General features: G+C 72.5%; 19 protein-coding genes. 8 read left to right on the top strand and 11 right to left on the bottom strand.

What is annotated here, in order from left to right:
• The first annotated feature begins 6 nt into the window (after positions 1-6).
• A complete protein-coding gene (locus DCS98_RS03640) occupies positions 7-768 on the top strand; it encodes a GNAT family N-acetyltransferase (protein ID WP_241037120.1) in 762 nt (253 codons plus the stop codon).
• Here DCS98_RS03640 and DCS98_RS03635 read toward each other — a convergent pair.
• The 7 genes from DCS98_RS03635 to DCS98_RS03605 all read right to left on the bottom strand — a co-directional run bounded on the left by DCS98_RS03635 (position 707) and on the right by DCS98_RS03605 (position 7,922).
• On the bottom strand, positions 707-1,153 hold the full coding sequence (locus DCS98_RS03635; protein ID WP_241037118.1) for a hypothetical protein: 447 nt from the start codon (positions 1,151-1,153) through the stop codon (positions 707-709). The genes DCS98_RS03640 and DCS98_RS03635 overlap by 62 nt on opposite strands.
• Complete coding sequence (mshB, locus tag DCS98_RS03630; protein ID WP_241037115.1) at positions 1,150-2,049, bottom strand: N-acetyl-1-D-myo-inositol-2-amino-2-deoxy-alpha-D-glucopyranoside deacetylase; 900 nt, start codon at positions 2,047-2,049, stop codon at positions 1,150-1,152. The genes DCS98_RS03635 and mshB overlap by 4 nt, the downstream gene beginning before the upstream one ends.
• A gap of 33 nt (positions 2,050-2,082) precedes the next feature.
• Entirely contained in the window at positions 2,083-3,159 is a 1,077-nt protein-coding gene (locus tag DCS98_RS03625) for an ABC transporter ATP-binding protein (protein ID WP_241037113.1), read from the bottom strand.
• Entirely contained in the window at positions 3,152-4,204 is a 1,053-nt protein-coding gene (locus DCS98_RS03620) for an ABC transporter ATP-binding protein (RefSeq protein WP_116449917.1), read from the bottom strand. The genes DCS98_RS03625 and DCS98_RS03620 overlap by 8 nt, the downstream gene beginning before the upstream one ends.
• Positions 4,201-5,175: an ABC transporter permease gene (locus tag DCS98_RS03615; RefSeq protein WP_116449916.1), complete on the bottom strand. Its 975-nt coding sequence runs from the start codon at positions 5,173-5,175 to the stop codon at positions 4,201-4,203. The genes DCS98_RS03620 and DCS98_RS03615 overlap by 4 nt, the downstream gene beginning before the upstream one ends.
• Positions 5,168-6,091 (bottom strand): ABC transporter permease, encoded by a 924-nt coding sequence (locus tag DCS98_RS03610; RefSeq protein ID WP_116449915.1) that lies wholly within the window; start codon positions 6,089-6,091, stop codon positions 5,168-5,170. The genes DCS98_RS03615 and DCS98_RS03610 overlap by 8 nt, the downstream gene beginning before the upstream one ends.
• Before the next feature lie 175 nt (positions 6,092-6,266).
• Entirely contained in the window at positions 6,267-7,922 is a 1,656-nt protein-coding gene (locus tag DCS98_RS03605) for a peptide ABC transporter substrate-binding protein (RefSeq protein WP_116449914.1), read from the bottom strand.
• Between the two features lie 375 nt (positions 7,923-8,297).
• Between DCS98_RS03605 and DCS98_RS03600 the strand changes: the two genes are divergently transcribed.
• A complete protein-coding gene (locus tag DCS98_RS03600) occupies positions 8,298-8,471 on the top strand; it encodes a CsbD family protein (protein ID WP_116449913.1) in 174 nt (57 codons plus the stop codon).
• 232 nt (positions 8,472-8,703) lie between these two features.
• Here DCS98_RS03600 and DCS98_RS03595 read toward each other — a convergent pair whose 3' ends face one another.
• The gene (locus DCS98_RS03595) at positions 8,704-9,450 is read right to left on the bottom strand and encodes a (deoxy)nucleoside triphosphate pyrophosphohydrolase (protein ID WP_206340070.1); all 747 of its coding nucleotides are present in this window, start codon (positions 9,448-9,450) and stop codon (positions 8,704-8,706) included.
• Positions 9,451-9,532: 82 nt separating this feature from the next.
• Between DCS98_RS03595 and DCS98_RS03590 the strand changes: the two genes are divergently transcribed.
• The 6 genes from DCS98_RS03590 to DCS98_RS03565 all read left to right on the top strand — a co-directional run bounded on the left by DCS98_RS03590 (position 9,533) and on the right by DCS98_RS03565 (position 13,662).
• Positions 9,533-10,006, top strand: a complete 474-nt coding sequence (locus tag DCS98_RS03590; protein ID WP_116449912.1) for an RrF2 family transcriptional regulator — start codon at positions 9,533-9,535, stop codon at positions 10,004-10,006.
• 27 nt (positions 10,007-10,033) lie between these two features.
• Positions 10,034-10,570: an adenylyl-sulfate kinase gene (cysC, locus tag DCS98_RS03585; protein ID WP_116449911.1), complete on the top strand. Its 537-nt coding sequence runs from the start codon at positions 10,034-10,036 to the stop codon at positions 10,568-10,570.
• A 223-nt stretch (positions 10,571-10,793) separates the two neighbouring features.
• The gene (locus DCS98_RS03580; protein ID WP_116449910.1) at positions 10,794-12,467 is read left to right on the top strand and encodes a nitrite/sulfite reductase; all 1,674 of its coding nucleotides are present in this window, start codon (positions 10,794-10,796) and stop codon (positions 12,465-12,467) included.
• A complete protein-coding gene (locus DCS98_RS03575; protein WP_116449909.1) occupies positions 12,464-12,637 on the top strand; it encodes an Insertion element protein in 174 nt (57 codons plus the stop codon). Before DCS98_RS03580 ends, DCS98_RS03575 begins: the two co-directional genes overlap by 4 nt.
• Complete coding sequence (locus DCS98_RS03570; RefSeq protein WP_116449908.1) at positions 12,634-13,344, top strand: phosphoadenylyl-sulfate reductase; 711 nt, start codon at positions 12,634-12,636, stop codon at positions 13,342-13,344. The genes DCS98_RS03575 and DCS98_RS03570 overlap by 4 nt, the downstream gene beginning before the upstream one ends.
• Positions 13,345-13,368: 24 nt before the next feature.
• Complete coding sequence (locus DCS98_RS03565; RefSeq protein WP_116449907.1) at positions 13,369-13,662, top strand: 4a-hydroxytetrahydrobiopterin dehydratase; 294 nt, start codon at positions 13,369-13,371, stop codon at positions 13,660-13,662.
• A 27-nt stretch (positions 13,663-13,689) separates the two neighbouring features.
• Here DCS98_RS03565 and DCS98_RS03560 read toward each other — a convergent pair whose 3' ends face one another.
• From DCS98_RS03560 to DCS98_RS03550, 3 genes are read right to left on the bottom strand one after another with little or no spacing between them, the layout of a single operon-like run.
• Entirely contained in the window at positions 13,690-14,073 is a 384-nt protein-coding gene (locus tag DCS98_RS03560; RefSeq protein WP_116449906.1) for a VOC family protein, read from the bottom strand.
• 38 nt (positions 14,074-14,111) lie between these two features.
• A complete protein-coding gene (locus DCS98_RS03555) occupies positions 14,112-14,510 on the bottom strand; it encodes a DUF3037 domain-containing protein (protein ID WP_116449905.1) in 399 nt (132 codons plus the stop codon).
• Entirely contained in the window at positions 14,507-15,349 is an 843-nt protein-coding gene (locus DCS98_RS03550) for a HipA family kinase (RefSeq protein WP_116449904.1), read from the bottom strand. Before DCS98_RS03550 ends, DCS98_RS03555 begins: the two co-directional genes overlap by 4 nt.
• Positions 15,350-15,353: the final 4 nt, after the last annotated feature.

Here is a 15,353-nt window from a genome sequence, read left to right as displayed (position 1 = left end):
ACCGGCGTGGCCGAGGTGCGTGACGTGTTCGAGCTCGAGCGGCTGGCCGCCCGCACCTGGCGGGGCCTCGAGCAGGAACGCCTCGGCGGCTGGCTGCTGCGTGCCGGCGGGGGCTTCACCGGGCGGGCCAACTCCGTCCTGGTCGCGGGGAACCCGCCCACCGAGCTGGCCGCCGCCGTCACCGCGGTGGCCGGCTGGTACGCCGCCCGCGGCCTGCGGCCGCGCGCCCAGGTGCCGCTGCCCGGGGCGGAGGCGGCGGACGAGGCCCTCGCCGCCGCCGGCTGGACCCGCGACGACGACAACCTGGTGCTCACCGCGTCGCTCGACGGCTGGGGGGAACCGTCGGTGCCGGTCGAGCTGGCGCCGGAGCCGGACGAGGCGTGGCTGCGCGGCTACCGGTACCGCGGCACGCCGCTGCCCCCGGTGGCGCTGCAGGTCCTGGTCGCGGCCGACGAGCCGGTCTTCGCCGCCGTCCGCACCGCTCCGGCGCCCGCCCCACCGGCCGCCGTCGCCCGCGGTGTGGTGACCGACGGCTGGCTGGTCGTCACCGCCGTGACCGTGGACGAGGGCGCGCGCCGGCAGGGCCTGGCGACCGCGGTCATGGCGGCGCTGGGCGCCTGGGCACGCGGGCGCGGCGGCCACTCCTGCCTGCTGCAGGTCGCCGGGACCAACGCCGGGGCGCTGGCGCTCTACGAGCGGCTGGGCTTCACCGAGCACCACCGGTACCACTACCGGCTGGGTCCGGAGCCGGAGCGGTCCCCGGGCTGACCGCCGTCGCCCCCCGGCGCGGGCCGGCGAGGACCCGCCCGACGGAGAACGCGGCGGCGAGCACACCGATCATCAGGAAAGCCAGGTTGACCACGCCGGTCGTCCCGCCGCCGGTCATGACGAGGTCGCCCTCCGGCCTGCGGACCATGGCGCCGACGGCGATCACGAGCCAGGCCACCGCGGGCAGGACGGCGACCAGCCGGCTGCCCGACCAGCGCAGCGCCGCCGCGGGCAGCAGCAGGTTGCCGACGACGGCGACGACGATCGACAGCGGGACGAGGACACCGCCCACCCGCAGCGGCAGCCAGAACACCTCCACCAGGGCGAGCCACGCGCCGAGGACGACCGCGGCGAGCGCCCAGCCCAGCCGCCCGACCTGTCTCACCCGGGCAGCCCGGCGAACAGGTCGTCCTCCCAGCCCTCCGGTGCGGGGCCCGCCGGTCCCCGCTCGCCCTGGACGAGGCGGTAGTACTCGACGCCGAGCACCTCGAGCCCCAGGTTGTTGGACAGGGCGAAGAACGGGCCGTCGACCAGGATCTGCGTCGGGTGCGCCCGCATGGCGGCGTCCTTGTGCCGGCCGAAGGCCGACGCGTCGACAGCGGCGGTCACGACCTCGTCCGGGACGGCGAACGGCAGGTCGTCGGCGCTGGTGACGCCCTCGAAGAACGTGTCGTCACCGGCCGCCGCCATGGCCTCGATGCCCTGCTGGAGCACCGAGCGCGGCATGCAGTTCCAGTAGACCTTCGACACCGACCAGGCCTCCCCGAGGTCCGGTCGGTAGGCGGGGTCGGCGGCGGCCGCGACCGCGCCCATCGCGACCCGGTGGGCCTGGATGTGGTCGGGGTGGCCGTAGCCGCCGTTCTCGTCGTAGGTCACCACGACCTGCGGCCGCACCTCGCGGACCACGGCGACGGCGTGCCCGACGGCCTCGTCCAGGTCGGCGTTCCAGAAGGCGCGCGGCTTCTCGTTCGAGGGGACGCCCATCATCCCGGAGTCGCGGTACCGGCCGGCGCCGCCGAGGAAGCGGATGTCGGTGACACCGAGCGCCTCCATCGCCGCGCGCAGCTCCCAGATGCGGTAGCCGCCCAGCTGGTCGGCCTGATCCGCGGCGAGCTGCTCGAGCTCGGGCACGAGGATCTCGCCCTCCTCGCCCAGCGTGCAGGTGAGCAGGGTGACCTGCGCCCCCTCGGCGACGTACCGGGCCATCGTGGCCCCGTTGTTGATCGTCTCGTCGTCGGGGTGGGCGTGCACGAGGAGCATGCGTCGATCTGGCGTGGTCACGGGGCGATCCTGCCGGATCGCCCCGTGACGACCTCAGTCGACGTCGATCGGTACGACCTCGCGGGCCTCGGCGAAGTGGCACGCGGCCGGGTGGCCCTGGCCGTGGTCGACCAGCGGCGGCGGCTCGACGGCGCAGATGTCCTGCGCCTTCCAGCAGCGCGTGCGGAACCGGCACCCCGACGGCGGGTTCGCCGGGCTCGGGACGTCGCCCTGCAGCAGGATCCGGTCCTTCTGCCCGCGCAGCGCCGGCTCGTGCAGCGGGACCGAGGACAGCAGCGCCTGCGTGTAGGGGTGCGACGGCGTGCCGTACACCTGGGCGTCGGTGCCCTCCTCGACGACGCTGCCGAGGTACATCACGGCCACGCGGTCGGAGATGTGGCGCACCACCGACAGGTCGTGGGCGATGAACAGGTAGGACAGCCCGAAGTCGTTCTGCAGGTCCTCGAGCAGGTTGACCACCTGCGCCTGGACCGAGACGTCGAGGGCCGACACCGGCTCGTCGCACACGATGATCTCCGGCTGGAGGGCCAGGGCGCGGGCGATGCCGATGCGCTGGCGCTGACCGCCGGAGAACTGGTGCGGGTAGCGGTTGACGAAGTCGGGGTTCAGGCCGACCCGGTCCATGAGCTCCTGCGTCCGCTTCAGCCGGCCCTTGCGGGGCGCGATGTCGGCGTGCACGGACCAGCCCTCGGCGACGATGTCACCGACGGTCATCCGCGGGTTCAGGGACGCGTAGGGGTCCTGGAAGATGATCTGGACCTCGCGCCGGTACTGCTTGAGCGCGCGGCCGCCCATCGTGGCGACGTCCTGGCCCTTGTAGAGGATCGAGCCGTCGGTCGGCTTCTCCAGCGCGACCAGCAGCTTCGAGACGGTGGACTTGCCGCAGCCGGACTCGCCGACCAGGCCCAGCGTCTCACCCCGTCGCAGGGTGAGGTCGACGCCGTCGACCGCCCGGACGTGGCCGATGGTCCGCTTGAAGACGATGCCCTGGGTGAGCGGGAAGTGCTTCTTCAGGCCCCGCATCTCCAGCAGCGGCGCCCCGGGCGGCAGCGCCGCCTCGGTCCCACCGGGGACGGCGGACGCGGCAGTGGCTCCGGTGGGCTCAGACACCGAGCACCTCCTCGCTGTAGTGGCAGGCGGCCTCGCGACCCGGCACGACCAGCCGCAGCGGCGGGACGTCACCGGCGCAGTCGCGGCCGGGGAGCGCCTCGGCGCCGAGGCGGCGGCGGGCGCAGCGCGGGTGGAAGGGGCAGCCGGTCGGGATCTTCGCCAGGTTCGGGGGCTGGCCGGTGATCGGCTCGAGCCGGCCGCCCTTGTACTCGACGTTCGGGACCGACTTCATCAGGCCCTCGGTGTACGGGTGCGCCGGGTTGGTGAAGACGTCGTCGACGGTGCCCCGCTCGACGATGCGGCCGGCGTACATGACCGCCACGTTGTCGGCGACCTCGTTGACGACGCCGAGGTCGTGGGTGATGAGCACGAGGCCCATCCCGGTCTCCCGCTGCAGGTCCTTGAGCAGGTCCATGACCTGCGCCTGGACCGTGACGTCGAGGGCGGTGGTCGGCTCGTCCGCGATCAGGATCTTCGGGTCGAGGGCGATCGCCATGGCGATCATGACGCGCTGGCGCATGCCGCCGGAGAACTGGTGCGGGTAGTCGTCCACCCGCTGGGCGGCGGCCGGGATGCGGACGCGGTCCATGAGCTCGACCGCGCGCTGCTTGGCCTCCTTCTTGGACAGGCCGCGGTGCGCGCGGAACATCTCGCCGATCTGGTAGCCGACGCTGTAGACGGGGTTCAGCGACGACAGCGCGTCCTGGAAGATCATCGAGATCCCCGGGCCCCGCACCTTGCGCTGTTCCTCGGCCGACTCCGTGAGCAGGTTCCTGCCCTCGAACCAGATCTCGCCGTGGGGGACGACCGCGGGCGGCGAGTCGAGGATGCCCATGATCGCCTGGGCCGAGACCGACTTGCCGGACCCGGACTCCCCCAGGATCGCCAGGGTCTCCCCCGCCGACACGGTGTAGCTGATGCCGTTGACGGCGTTGACGGTGCTCTCGCGGGTGCGGAACTCGACGAAGAGATCCTCGACGGAGAGGATCGGCGCCGAGCCGCCGCCGTCGCGGACGGACGAGGCGGAGCTGGGAAGAGTGGTCATGCGCGCTGCCTCGGGTCGAGGGCGTCGCGCAGGGCGTCGCCCATCATGATGAACGCCATCACCGTCAGGGTCAGGATCAGGCTCGGGAACAGCACCAGGTGCGGCGCGGTGCGCAGCAGGTCCTGTCCCGCGTCGATCTGCAGGCCCCACGAGATGGCCGGCCGCTGCAGCCCCACGCCGAGGTAGGTCAGCGTGGCCTCGGCGGCGATCAGCACACCGATGGTGATGGTCGCGTAGACCAGCACCGGCGCGACGGCGTTCGGGAGGATGTGCCTCACGAGGATACGTGGGCTCGACGCACCCATGGCCCGGGCGGCCGCCACGTAGTCCGAGCTCTTGACCGCGATGACCTGCGACCGGACCAGCCGCATGGCGGTCATCCAGCCGAACAGCGCGAGCGCGAGCGCCACCGCTCCCGGTCCGCGGGTGTTGATGATCGGGATGTCGGTCGACGGGCCGACCCGCAGCAGCACCAGCGCGCCGAGGATCAGGGGCAGGCCGTAGAAGATGTCGGCGATGCGGGCGAGCAGGCCGTCGGTGAAGCCGCCGAAGTAGCCGGCGATCGCGCCGACGACGATGCCGAGCAGCAGCACCACCAGGACGGCGGTGACGCCGATGATCAGCGAGCTGCGCGCCCCGTAGACCACGTTGGCCAGGTAGTCGCAGCCCTGCTGGTCGAAGCCGAACCAGTGCTCGGCCGACGGCGTCTGGCGCGAGTTGGACAGGCTGCAGGAGCGCGGGTCGGCGCCCCGCGCGAACCACTGCGGCGCGATGGCCATGAGCGTGAAGATCAGCCCGAAGACCGCGCCGATCCAGAAGAGCGGGTTGCGCTTGAGCGTCTTCCAGGCGTCGCTCCAGAGGCTGTTCTGGCGCTCGTCGGTGACGTCGAGCGACGGCTCCGCGAGGCCGGTCGTGGTACCGGCCAGCACCTCGTCGTGGCGGAGGTCCTGCTGCTGCTGCGGGTCAGTCATAGCGGATCCTCGGGTCGAGGACGGCGTAGAGCACGTCCACGACCAGGTTGAAGAAGATGAAGAAGAAGACGAGCAGGGTCACGATCCCGACCACCACCGCGCCCTCCTGCTGGCGGATGGCGTCGTAGACCTCGCGGCCGATGCCGGGCAGGTTGAAGACGGACTCCGTGACGATCGCGCCGCCGAGCAGCGCACCGATGTCGGCGCCGATGAAGGTGACGACCGGGATCAGGCTGTTGCGGAGGGTGTGCCGCACGATGACCGTCCGGTTCGGCAGGCCCTTCGCCCGGGCCGTCCGGACGTAGTCCGCCCGCAGGTTCTCCGCCAGGCTGGTCCGCGTCAGCCGGGCGACGTAGGCCAGCGATCCCGAGGCGAGGACCAGGCCCGGGAGGATGTAGCTGTAGAGCCCCTCCCGCGTGCCGGCGATCGGGAACCACCCCAGCTGGAGACCGAAGACGTACTGGGACAGGAAGGCGAGCACGAGGATCGGGATGGACACGATCAGCGTGGTCGAGACCAGCACCAGGTTGTCGAAGAAGCCGTTGCGGCGGATGCCGGCGAAGACGCCGGCGACGATGCCGATGACGACCTCGAAGAAGACCGCGACGGCGGCGAGCTTGACCGTCACCGGCAAGGTCCGCGCGATCGTGTCGATGACCGCGCGCCCGCTGAAGTCGGTGCCGAGGTCGCCCTGGAGCAGGTCGCCGATGTACTTCAGGTACTGCACGCCCAAGGGGTCGTTGAGGTTGAAGTCGTCGCGCAGCTGGGCGACGACGGCCGGCGAGAGCGGCCGGTCGCCGGCGAGGGCGCGGATGGGGTCGCCGGGCAGCGCGTAGACCATCGCGAAGATCAGGAACGATGCGCCGAGCAGGACCGGGATCGTGAGCAAGAGGCGGCGCGCCACGTAGCGGCCCATGTTCCCCCTCAGGTGAGTGTCGCGCCCGCGATCAGCGGGTCGCGCCGTAGATGCGCGACCACGGTCGGCGGTCGCGCCGGGATACATCGTGCCCCCGTCCGGGGCCACGCGCGCCGCCGGGGGCGGCTGTCTGGGTCAGACAGCGCCCCCGGCGGGTGGTGCGGGTGGTGCTGGGTCAGCCGACGACGGTGACGTCCTCGACGCGGACGCGCTGGAAGAGGTCCAGCGTGACGTTCTCGACGTTCTCCGAGGTGACCGACTGGATCTCCGTGAAGAACAGCGGAGCCATCGGCATGTCCTGGACCACGAGGTCCTCGGCCGCCTGGTACGCCTCGATGGCGTCGTCGGGGCTGGACGCCTGGTCACCCTGCAGCAGCAGAGCGGTGACCTCGGGGTTGTCGTAGAAGCTGTAGTTCGAACCCGCCGGCGGCTGCGAGGCCGGGATGAGCAGCGGGGTCAGGTAGCTGTCGGCGCTCGGGTAGTCGAAGCTCCAGCCGTAGCGGTAGGGGCCGGTGAAGCCCTTGTTCTCACCGAGCGGCAGGTACTCCGAGAAGTCGAGGTTGCCCTGGAGGACGAACTCGACACCGAGGTTCTCGCGCAGCTGGTTGCCCACGGCCTCCATCCACGCGTCGTGGCCGGCGCCGGAGTTGAACCACAGCTCGACCGGCTGGCTGCGGTCGAAGCCCGCCTCGTCGAGCAGGTCGTTGGCCCGCTCCACGTCGAGGGCGCAGTACTCGCAGGCGCCCTCGCGGTAGCCGTCGACGACCGGCGCGATGAACGAGTCGGCCGGGGTGCGGGTGCCCTCGAAGATCGCCTGGGAGATGGCCTCCCGGTCGATCGCCATCGAGATGGCCTGGCGGACCCGCGGGTCGGCGTAGCGCTCGTCGTAGGTCGGGAACCCGATGTAGGTGATCTGCGAGGACTCGGTGCGGATGAACCGGTCACCGAACTCGTCCTCGGCCGTCGCCAGGGCGTCGGGCGGGATGACGTCGACGATGTCGAGGTTGCCGTCCTGCACGTCGGTGTAGGCGGTGCCCACCTCGGCGTAGACGCGGTACTCGACGCCCTCGGCCTGGGCCTTGTTGTCGCCGGCGTAGTCGTCGTAGCGGCTCAGGGTGATGCCCTCGCCGGGGACGAACTCGCCGTCGGCCTTGAACGGGCCGTTGCCGATCGGCTGGGCGCCGAAGCCCTCGGGGTCGTCGAAGAAGGCCGGGGGCAGCGGGTAGAACGGGTTATACCCGACGACCGCCGGCCACTGGGCGAAGGGCGAGCCCAGGGTGATCGTGAAGGTGGTGTCGTCCACGACCTCCAGACCGCTCATCTCGGTGGCGGCGGGCTCACCGGCGGGCTCGCCGGTCGCCTCGTCCACGGGGGCCTGCAGGTCGCCGTAGCCGGCGATGCGCGACAGGTAGCCGGAGCCACCCTGGGCGTTCGGGCTGTAGGCGGTGTAGTTCCACGCGTCGACGAAGGACTGCGCGTCGACCGGCGAGCCGTCGTGGAAGGTCCAACCGTCCTTGAGCTTGACCGTCCACGTGGTGTTGTCGTCGGACTCGATCGACTCGGCGACACCGTCGTAGGTGACCGCGCCGTCCTCGGCGTACGTCACGAGGCCGGTCCAGAGGGAGTTGACGACCTGGTCGCCCTCGCTCTCGGTGGTGTTGCCCGGAACCAGCGGGTTCTGGGGCTCACCGATGTACATGCTGAAGGTGCCGCCACCGTCGCCGGTGCCGCCCTCCTCGCCGCCCTCGTCGCTACCGCCGCAGGCGGTCATCAGCAGCGCAGCTGCGATGGCCGTCGCGACGAGCGAACTGCTCCGGTTGCTCAACTTCACGTGCAAGGCCTCCCTCGTCCCGCGTGCGCGGGGGGAACGGACAGGTCGGTCCACGGCCGCAGTGGGGCCGTCGGACGACTGATTGGTCACGAGCGAAACGCACCCGGGAGGTAGACCTCCCCAGTACGACGGGTGGACCCTAGGCACGCCCCGGAGAGGGTGTCCACGGACGTCATCGAGTTGTGACCTGGGCTCACGATCTGCGCCTCAACCGTAACTTCGACACCTCCAGGGCCCTCCGGCGGCCACTGTTTCCCGCTCCCCCCGCCCGTTCGCCGGACGCCTTGCGGCCTGTGGCCAGCGGCATGTTCGGCGCCCGGCAGCCGGGGGTATCCGCAGTTCGGAACGGACATCGAGAAGAGGAGCGCGGAACCCATGAGCGGCACCGACAAGCTGACGAACAAGATCGAAGAGGTCTCCGGCAAGGGCAAGCAGGCCGTCGGCGACGCCACCGACAACCGTGACCTCCAGGCCGAGGGCCAGAAGGAAGAGACGAAGAGCAACCTCAAGCAGGGCGTCGAGAACATCAAGGACGCCTTCAAGTCCTGACCCCTGCTCCGGCTTTCTGCACCGAAAGCTGCCGACGTCGTCCCGGCCCTCCGCAGAGGACCGGGACGACGTCGTCTCGGCCTGCGCGCTGCGGTAGTCCCGGGGCGGCGGCGAGCCGGGCGGCGACCCCGTCCAGATCGCGCAGGTCCGCCGCACTGAGCCGGATGACCCTCCAGCCGGCCGCCACGAGCCGAGCGTGACGCGCGTCGTCGCGGCGGATCTGCTGACCGACCTACAGGAGCGCTCTCACCGCGGGGATGAGGGGGCGGTCCGCCGGGATCCAGTCGAGGGCCTCCAGCTCGTCCGCGCCCACCCACCGGATCTCGGCGTGCTCGTGCGCGACCGGTTCCGCACCCGTCGTCCGGGCCCACCACACCCGCAGGGTGGAGGCGCCCGGCTCCCCGCCGCCCACGACGCCGTCCAGCAGGACCTCGCCGACGAACGCCTGCGGCACGATCTCGACGCCCAGCTCCTCGGCGCACTCGCGGACCAGCGCCGACAGGTCCGACTCCCCCGGCTCGACCTTGCCGCCCGGGAACTCCCACAACCCGTCGTAGGGGCCACCGGACCGGCGGGCCACCAGCACGCGGCCGTCGTCCACGATCGCCGCGCCGACCACCTGGAGCACGTCCAGCGCCCGTCGCGCCGCAGCTGCGGCGTAGGCGTCGAGGTGCGCCTGCATGGCGCGGGTGATGCGGCGGCGGAGCACCAGCCGGTCGACGAGGCCGCCGAGACGACCGGGAGCCCCGGTCTCCCAGTCCACCTGCTCGTCGACCACCGTGCCGGCGCCGGTGGCGGAGAACCGCCGGGAATGGGTCACCCAGCCCCGGCCGAGTCGCGCCGCGTGCACGTCGCGCTCGGGACGGACGGAGACGACCTCCTCCAGCGGCGTGCCCCAGGGGCGCCCGAGGACCCGCGCCACGTCGAAGGCGACGGTGAGGGGCGCCTCCACCATGGTGGTGAAACGCAGCCGGAACACGGACCCAGCCTCCCAGAACCGGCAGGATGGACCGGCAGGCCCAGGCAGCAGCGACGCTGCGGGACCCGGCAGAAGGAGAAGTGTGCGCATCACCGCCCGCGTGGACTACGCCGTCCGCGCAGCCCTCGAACTGGCCGCCGTGGCCCCCGAGGCGCTGACCGCCGAGCGCATCGCCACGACCCAGGGCATCCCGGCACGCTTCCTGCAGACGATCCTCGGCGACCTGCAGCACGCCCGGCTGGTCAACAGCCAGCGCGGCCGCGAGGGCGGCTACCGCCTCGCCCTCCCGCCGTCGGAGATCTCCATCGCCCGCGTGATGCGCGTCGAGCAGGGCTTCCTCGCCGAGGTGCACGGCAAGCGCCCCGAGGACGTCGAGTACCCCGGCGCCGCCGCGACCCTGGCCTCGGTCTGGGTGGCCGCCCGCGAGGGCTACCGCAGGGTCCTCGAGGAGGTCACGCTCGCCGACGTCGTCGCCGGGAAGCTGCCCGCGCACGCCGCCGAGCTGGTCGCGCTGGAGGACGCCTGGCGCTCGTTCGGCGACGCCCCCGGCGCCTGACCGAACCGCTCCGGGACACTGGCAGCCATGTCCCCACCGCAGCCCGGCGTGACCGTGTTCCTCACCGGCCTCTCCGGCGCGGGCAAGTCCACCATCGCCGATGCGCTGGTCGCCCAGCTCGAGGCGGAGGGGCGGGCGGTCACCGTCCTGGACGGCGACGTCGTGCGGACCCACCTGTCCAGCGAGCTGGACTTCTCCAAGGAGCACCGCGACCTCAACATCCGCCGCATCGGGTGGGTCGCGGGTGAGGTGGTGAAGCACGGCGGCACGGTCGTCGTGGCGGCCATCGCCCCGTACGACGCCGCCCGCGAGGAGGCCCGCGCGCTGGTGGAGGAGCACGGCCGGTTCCTGCTGGTCCACGTCTCCACCCCGCTGGAGGTCGTCGAGCAGCGCGACGTCAAGGGCCTCTACGCCCGGGCCCGGGCCGGGGAGATCCCGCAGTTCACCGGCATCAGCGACCCGTACGAGGAGCCGTCGCGGGCGGAGCTGACGATCGACACGTCGCAGACGCCGCTCGAGGAGTCGGTGGCCCGCATCCGGGCCGCCATGGACCCCGTCGGCTGACTCACACACCTGTCCGGTCCGGGTTGTGGGAGGATCGCCCCCATGACCGACCGCGGCAGCCTGCTCGTCGCGCGTCTGCACATCGATCTGGCGCTCGTCTCCAGCGCCGCGTGTCGCGTCCAGCGCTGACAACGGTTCCCGCGCATCCCTGCGCACCCGATCTGCAGCGCCCCTCCCGTCAGGCCGAGCGCCGCGGGCCGGTGAGCGCAGGAAGAAGCACGACGTGACCACTCCTCCCCGCACGAGCAACCGCCCGCAGCGCGGGCAGGGCCAGTGGGCCCTGGGCTACCGGGAGCCGCTCAACCCCAACGAGCGGATGAAGAAGGACTCCGACGGGCTCGAGGTGCGCCAGCGGATCCTCGACATCTACTCGAAGGCCGGTTTCGACTCGATCGACCCGGGTGACCTCCGCGGCCGCATGCGCTGGATGGGCCTCTACACCCAGCGGGCGCCGGGCATCCCCGGCGGCAAGACCGCCGTCCTGGAGCCGGAGGAGCTCGAGGACTCGTACTTCATGATGCGCGTGCGCATCGACGGCGGGCAGCTGACCAGCGACGCGCTGCGCGTCATCGGCGGCATCAGCACCGAGTTCGGCCGGGACGTCGCCGACGTGACCGACCGGCAGAACGTCCAGTACCACTGGATCCGGGTGGAGGACGTGCCCGAGATCTGGCGGCGCCTGGAGTCGGTCGGGCTCTCGTCCACCGAGGCCTGCGGCGACGTGCCGCGCGTGATGCTCGGCTGCCCGCTGGCCGGCATCCTCGAGGACGAGGTCATCGACGCCACCGGCGTCATCGCCGACACGGTCGCCAAGTACGTCGGCAGCCCCGAGTTCAGCAACCTGCCCCGCAAGTGGAAGACCTCGATGTCGGGCTGCGTCGACCACTGCACCGAGCCGGAGATCGACGACGTCTCCTTCGTCGGTGTCGTGAACGAGGCGGGCGAGGCCGGCTACGACCTGTGGGTCGGCGGCGGCCTGTCGACCAACCCGATGTTCGCCCAGCGGGTCGGCGTCTTCGTCCGGCCCGACCAGGTCACCGACGTGTGGGCCGCCTGCACCTCGGTCTTCCGCGACTACGGCTACCGGCGGCAGCGCAACCGCGCACGAATCAAGTTCCTCATGGCCGACTGGGGCCCGGACAAGTTCCGCCAGGTGCTGCAGGACGAGTACCTGCACGAGGCGCTGCCGGACGGCCCAGCCCCCGCGCCGGCCAAGCACGACCAGCGCGACCACGTCGGCGTGGCCCGCCAGAAGGACGGCGCCAACGCGGTCGGCTTCGCCCTGCGCTCCGGCCGGATCAGCGGCTCGCTGCTGACCACGATCGCCGACCTGGCCGACGAGTACGGGCAGGGCCGGATCAGGACGACGACGCAGCAGAAGCTGGTCATCCTCGACGTGCCGGACGAGCGCGTGGAGGGGCTGGTCGAGGCCCTCGCCGCCCACGACCTGCAGGTGCGGCCCAGCGCCTTCCGCCGCGGCACGATGGCCTGCACGGGCCTGGAGTTCTGCAAGCTGGCGATCGTCGAGACCAAGCAGCACGCGCAGGACCTCTACGCGGAGCTGGAGAAGCGCCTGCCCGACTTCGACGTGCCGATCGGCATCAACGTCAACGGGTGCCCGAACAGCTGCGCGCGCTTCCAGACCGCCGACATCGGGTTCAAGGGCTCGATGGTCCGCGACGCGAACGGCGAGATGGTCGAGGGCTTCCAGGTGCACCTGGGCGGGCACCTCGGCGTGGAAGCCACCTTCGGCCGCAAGTTCCGCGGTCACAAGGTCACCAAGGCCGAGACCGCCGACTACTGCGAGCGGGTGCTGCGCGGCTTCCAGCAGCGGCGCGAGCCCGGCGAGTCGTTCGCCCACTACGTCTCCCGGGCCGAGGAGGACTGGCTGCTGTGAGCGAGCAGGCGGGCACGGGAAGGAGCCGGCAGCTGCCGGTGTTCCACTGCCCGTACTGCGGGGACGAGGAGCTGACCCCCTACGAGGGGGAGTCGGCGGACGGCTGGCGCTGCGGTGCCTGCCTCCGGGCCTTCTCGGTCCGGCTGATCGCGACGGGAGTGACGGAGTGACGATCGCCATCCGGCCCACGCCGGAACTGGCCGCCGCGGCCGACGCGCGGTTCGAGGGCATCGCCGACCCGGTGGAGCAGGCCCTCGCGGTCCTCCGGTGGGCCGGGGACACCTTCGGCGACGGGTTCGCGATCACCTCGTCCATGGCCGACGGGCTGCTCGCCCATCTGGCCGGCCGGGCGGTCCCCGGGGTGGACGTCGTCTTCCTCGACACCGGCTACCACTTCGCCGAGACGATCGGCACCCGCGACTGGATCACGTCGGTCCTGCCGATCACGCTGGTCGACGTCACCCCGCCGACGACGGTGGCCGAGCAGGACGCCGAGCACGGGCCGCGGCTGCACGACCGCGACCCCGACCTGTGCTGCTCGCTGCGCAAGGTGCAGCCGCTCGCCGAGGCCCTGGCCGGCTACGTGGCCTGGGGCTCGGGCATCCGCCGCGACGAGTCCCCCACGCGGGCCGGCACCAGGCTGGTCGACTGGGACGCCAAGCGCGGGATGGTCAAGGTGAACCCGATCGCCGCCTGGACCCAGGACGTCGTGGACGGCTACATCGCCGAGCACCAGGTGCCGGTCAACCCCCTGTTCGAGCTCGGCTACGGGTCGATCGGGTGCGAGCCCTGCACCCGGCCGGTCGCGCCGGGCGAGGACGCGCGCGCCGGCCGCTGGGCGGGCAAGAACAAGATCGAGTGCGGTCTGCACACCTGAGCCGCTGAGCGGCACCATGGACGGGTGCCCCGTCCACCGCGCCTCTCCCCCGCCGAGACCACCGCTGCCCTCCGCGGGCTGCCGCACTGGTCCGGGGACGCCGACGGCATCCGCCGGTCGGTGCAGCTGCCGAGCTTCCGCGACGCCGTCGCCGCGATCGTGTCGATCGCCGACGTCGCCGAGGAGATGGACCACCACCCCGACATCGACCTGCGCTGGCGGACGCTGCACATCGCCGTCGTCACCCACTCGGCCGGCGGTGTGACCGAGCTCGACGTCGAGCTCGCCCGGCGGGTCGACGCGCTCCTCCCCGGCTGACGGCCAAGGCCCGGCGGGCCGGTCGTCTCAGGAGGGCAGGGGGCAGAAGACGTCGACCCGGTAGCCGTCCGGGTCGGCCACGGTCGCGTAGCGCTGCCCCCACGGGGCGTCGTAGGGCTCCTTCACCACCGCGTGGCCGGCCGACCGGATCCGCCCGACCGTCTCGTCGACGCCGGCCGGCGACTCCTGGACCAGCGCGAAGCCGGCGACGGTGCCCGGCCGCGGCGCCTCCCCGTACAGGTCGGTCATGAATCCCGCGTCGTCGATCATCAGCTTGACGCCGGAGCCGTCCTCCGCCTCGAGGTGCGGGTCGTCCCCGCCGGCCTCCGGGAAGCGGAAGCCCAGCAGCTCGTAGAAGGCCCGCGCGCGGGGCAGGTCGGTCGCGCTCACAGCCACTGCGTAGATGGTCATGGAGCCGGTCTACCCGCTGCCCCCGACACTTCCCGCCGTCAGCCCTCGACGGGCAGCACCAGCAGCCGGAGCAGCCGGTCGGCCTCCGCGTCGGGGTCGTCGGTGAGCCCCGTGTGCACCGGGCCGGGCTGGATCACGGTGCTGCGCGGGGCGGTGAGCCAGCGGAACCGGGACCCCAGAGCCTCGCGGCCCGCCGCGCCGGCCCCCGGGTCGGCCGAGCACACGTCGGTGGCCGCCTGCAGCGCCCGGCCGATCGCCTCCGCATCCGCGGTCGGGTCGAGGGCGTGCAGCCGGGCGACGTCGAGGTGCACCCGCGAGCCGAGGTAGTCGCGCCGGCGGCAGTAGACGAGCACGCCGGCGTTCAGCGCCTCCCCGCGCTCGACCCGCGGGACGACGCGCAGCACCGCGTACTCGAAGGTGTCCCTGGTGCCGCTCATCGCTGCGTCACTCCCTCCGGCGGCGGCGGGCCCAGCCACGAGGGCCGGTTCTTCCCGCGCGGCGCCCGGCGGCGCGCCCCGCCACCCGCCCGCGCGGCCGCGACCAGGCCGGGCAGCCACGCGTCGCGCGCGCCCAGCCGGGCGAGCAGCTGGTCGACGTAGCGGATGCGCAGCGCGTCCGGCTCGTCCTCGAGCCACTCGTCGGGGACCTGCGCCAGCACCCTCTCCAGCAGGGGCCGGGTGACCCGCCCGCCCAGCGCCGCGTCGGCGTCGGCCACCCGCGGGTCGCACTCCAGCAGCGCGTGGGCCGAGGCGTCGTAGGGGCGGGTGACCGCGGCCTCCGCACCGGGCCAGTGGTGGTGGAACGTGAGCGCGGCGCCGTGGTCGATCAGCTGCAGCCGGCCGTGCCAGAACAGCATGTTCGGGTTGCGCCACGACCTGTCGACGTTGCCGATCAGCGCGTCGAACCACAGCACGCGCCCGGCCAGCTCCGGGTCGACGCCGTCGGCACCGGCCTCGAAGTCCAGCGCACCCGGCAGGTAGTCCAGCCCCAGGTTGCGGCCGGCGGAGCGCTGCAGCAGCTCCTGCACCTCGTGGTCGGGCTCCCCCACGGCGAGCTCCGGGACGACGTCGACGGTCACCAGCGCCGGCACGGGGAGGTCCAGGCCGCGGGCCAGTTCGGCGCAGATCACCTCGGCGACGAGCACCTTCACGCCCTGGCCGGCGGCCCGCCACTTGACCACGTAGGTGCCGAGGTCGTCGGCCTCCATGAGCCCCGGCAGCGAGCCACCCTCGCGCAGCGGGGTGACGTAGCGGGTGGCGGTGACGGCGGGCAGCACAGTG

The sequence above is a fragment of the Blastococcus litoris genome (genome assembly GCF_003075095.1).
Lineage (GTDB): Bacteria > Actinomycetota > Actinomycetes > Mycobacteriales > Geodermatophilaceae > Blastococcus_B > Blastococcus_B litoris.
Note: the sequence above shows the minus strand (reverse complement) of the source record. Positions and strands in the feature narration are given on the sequence as shown.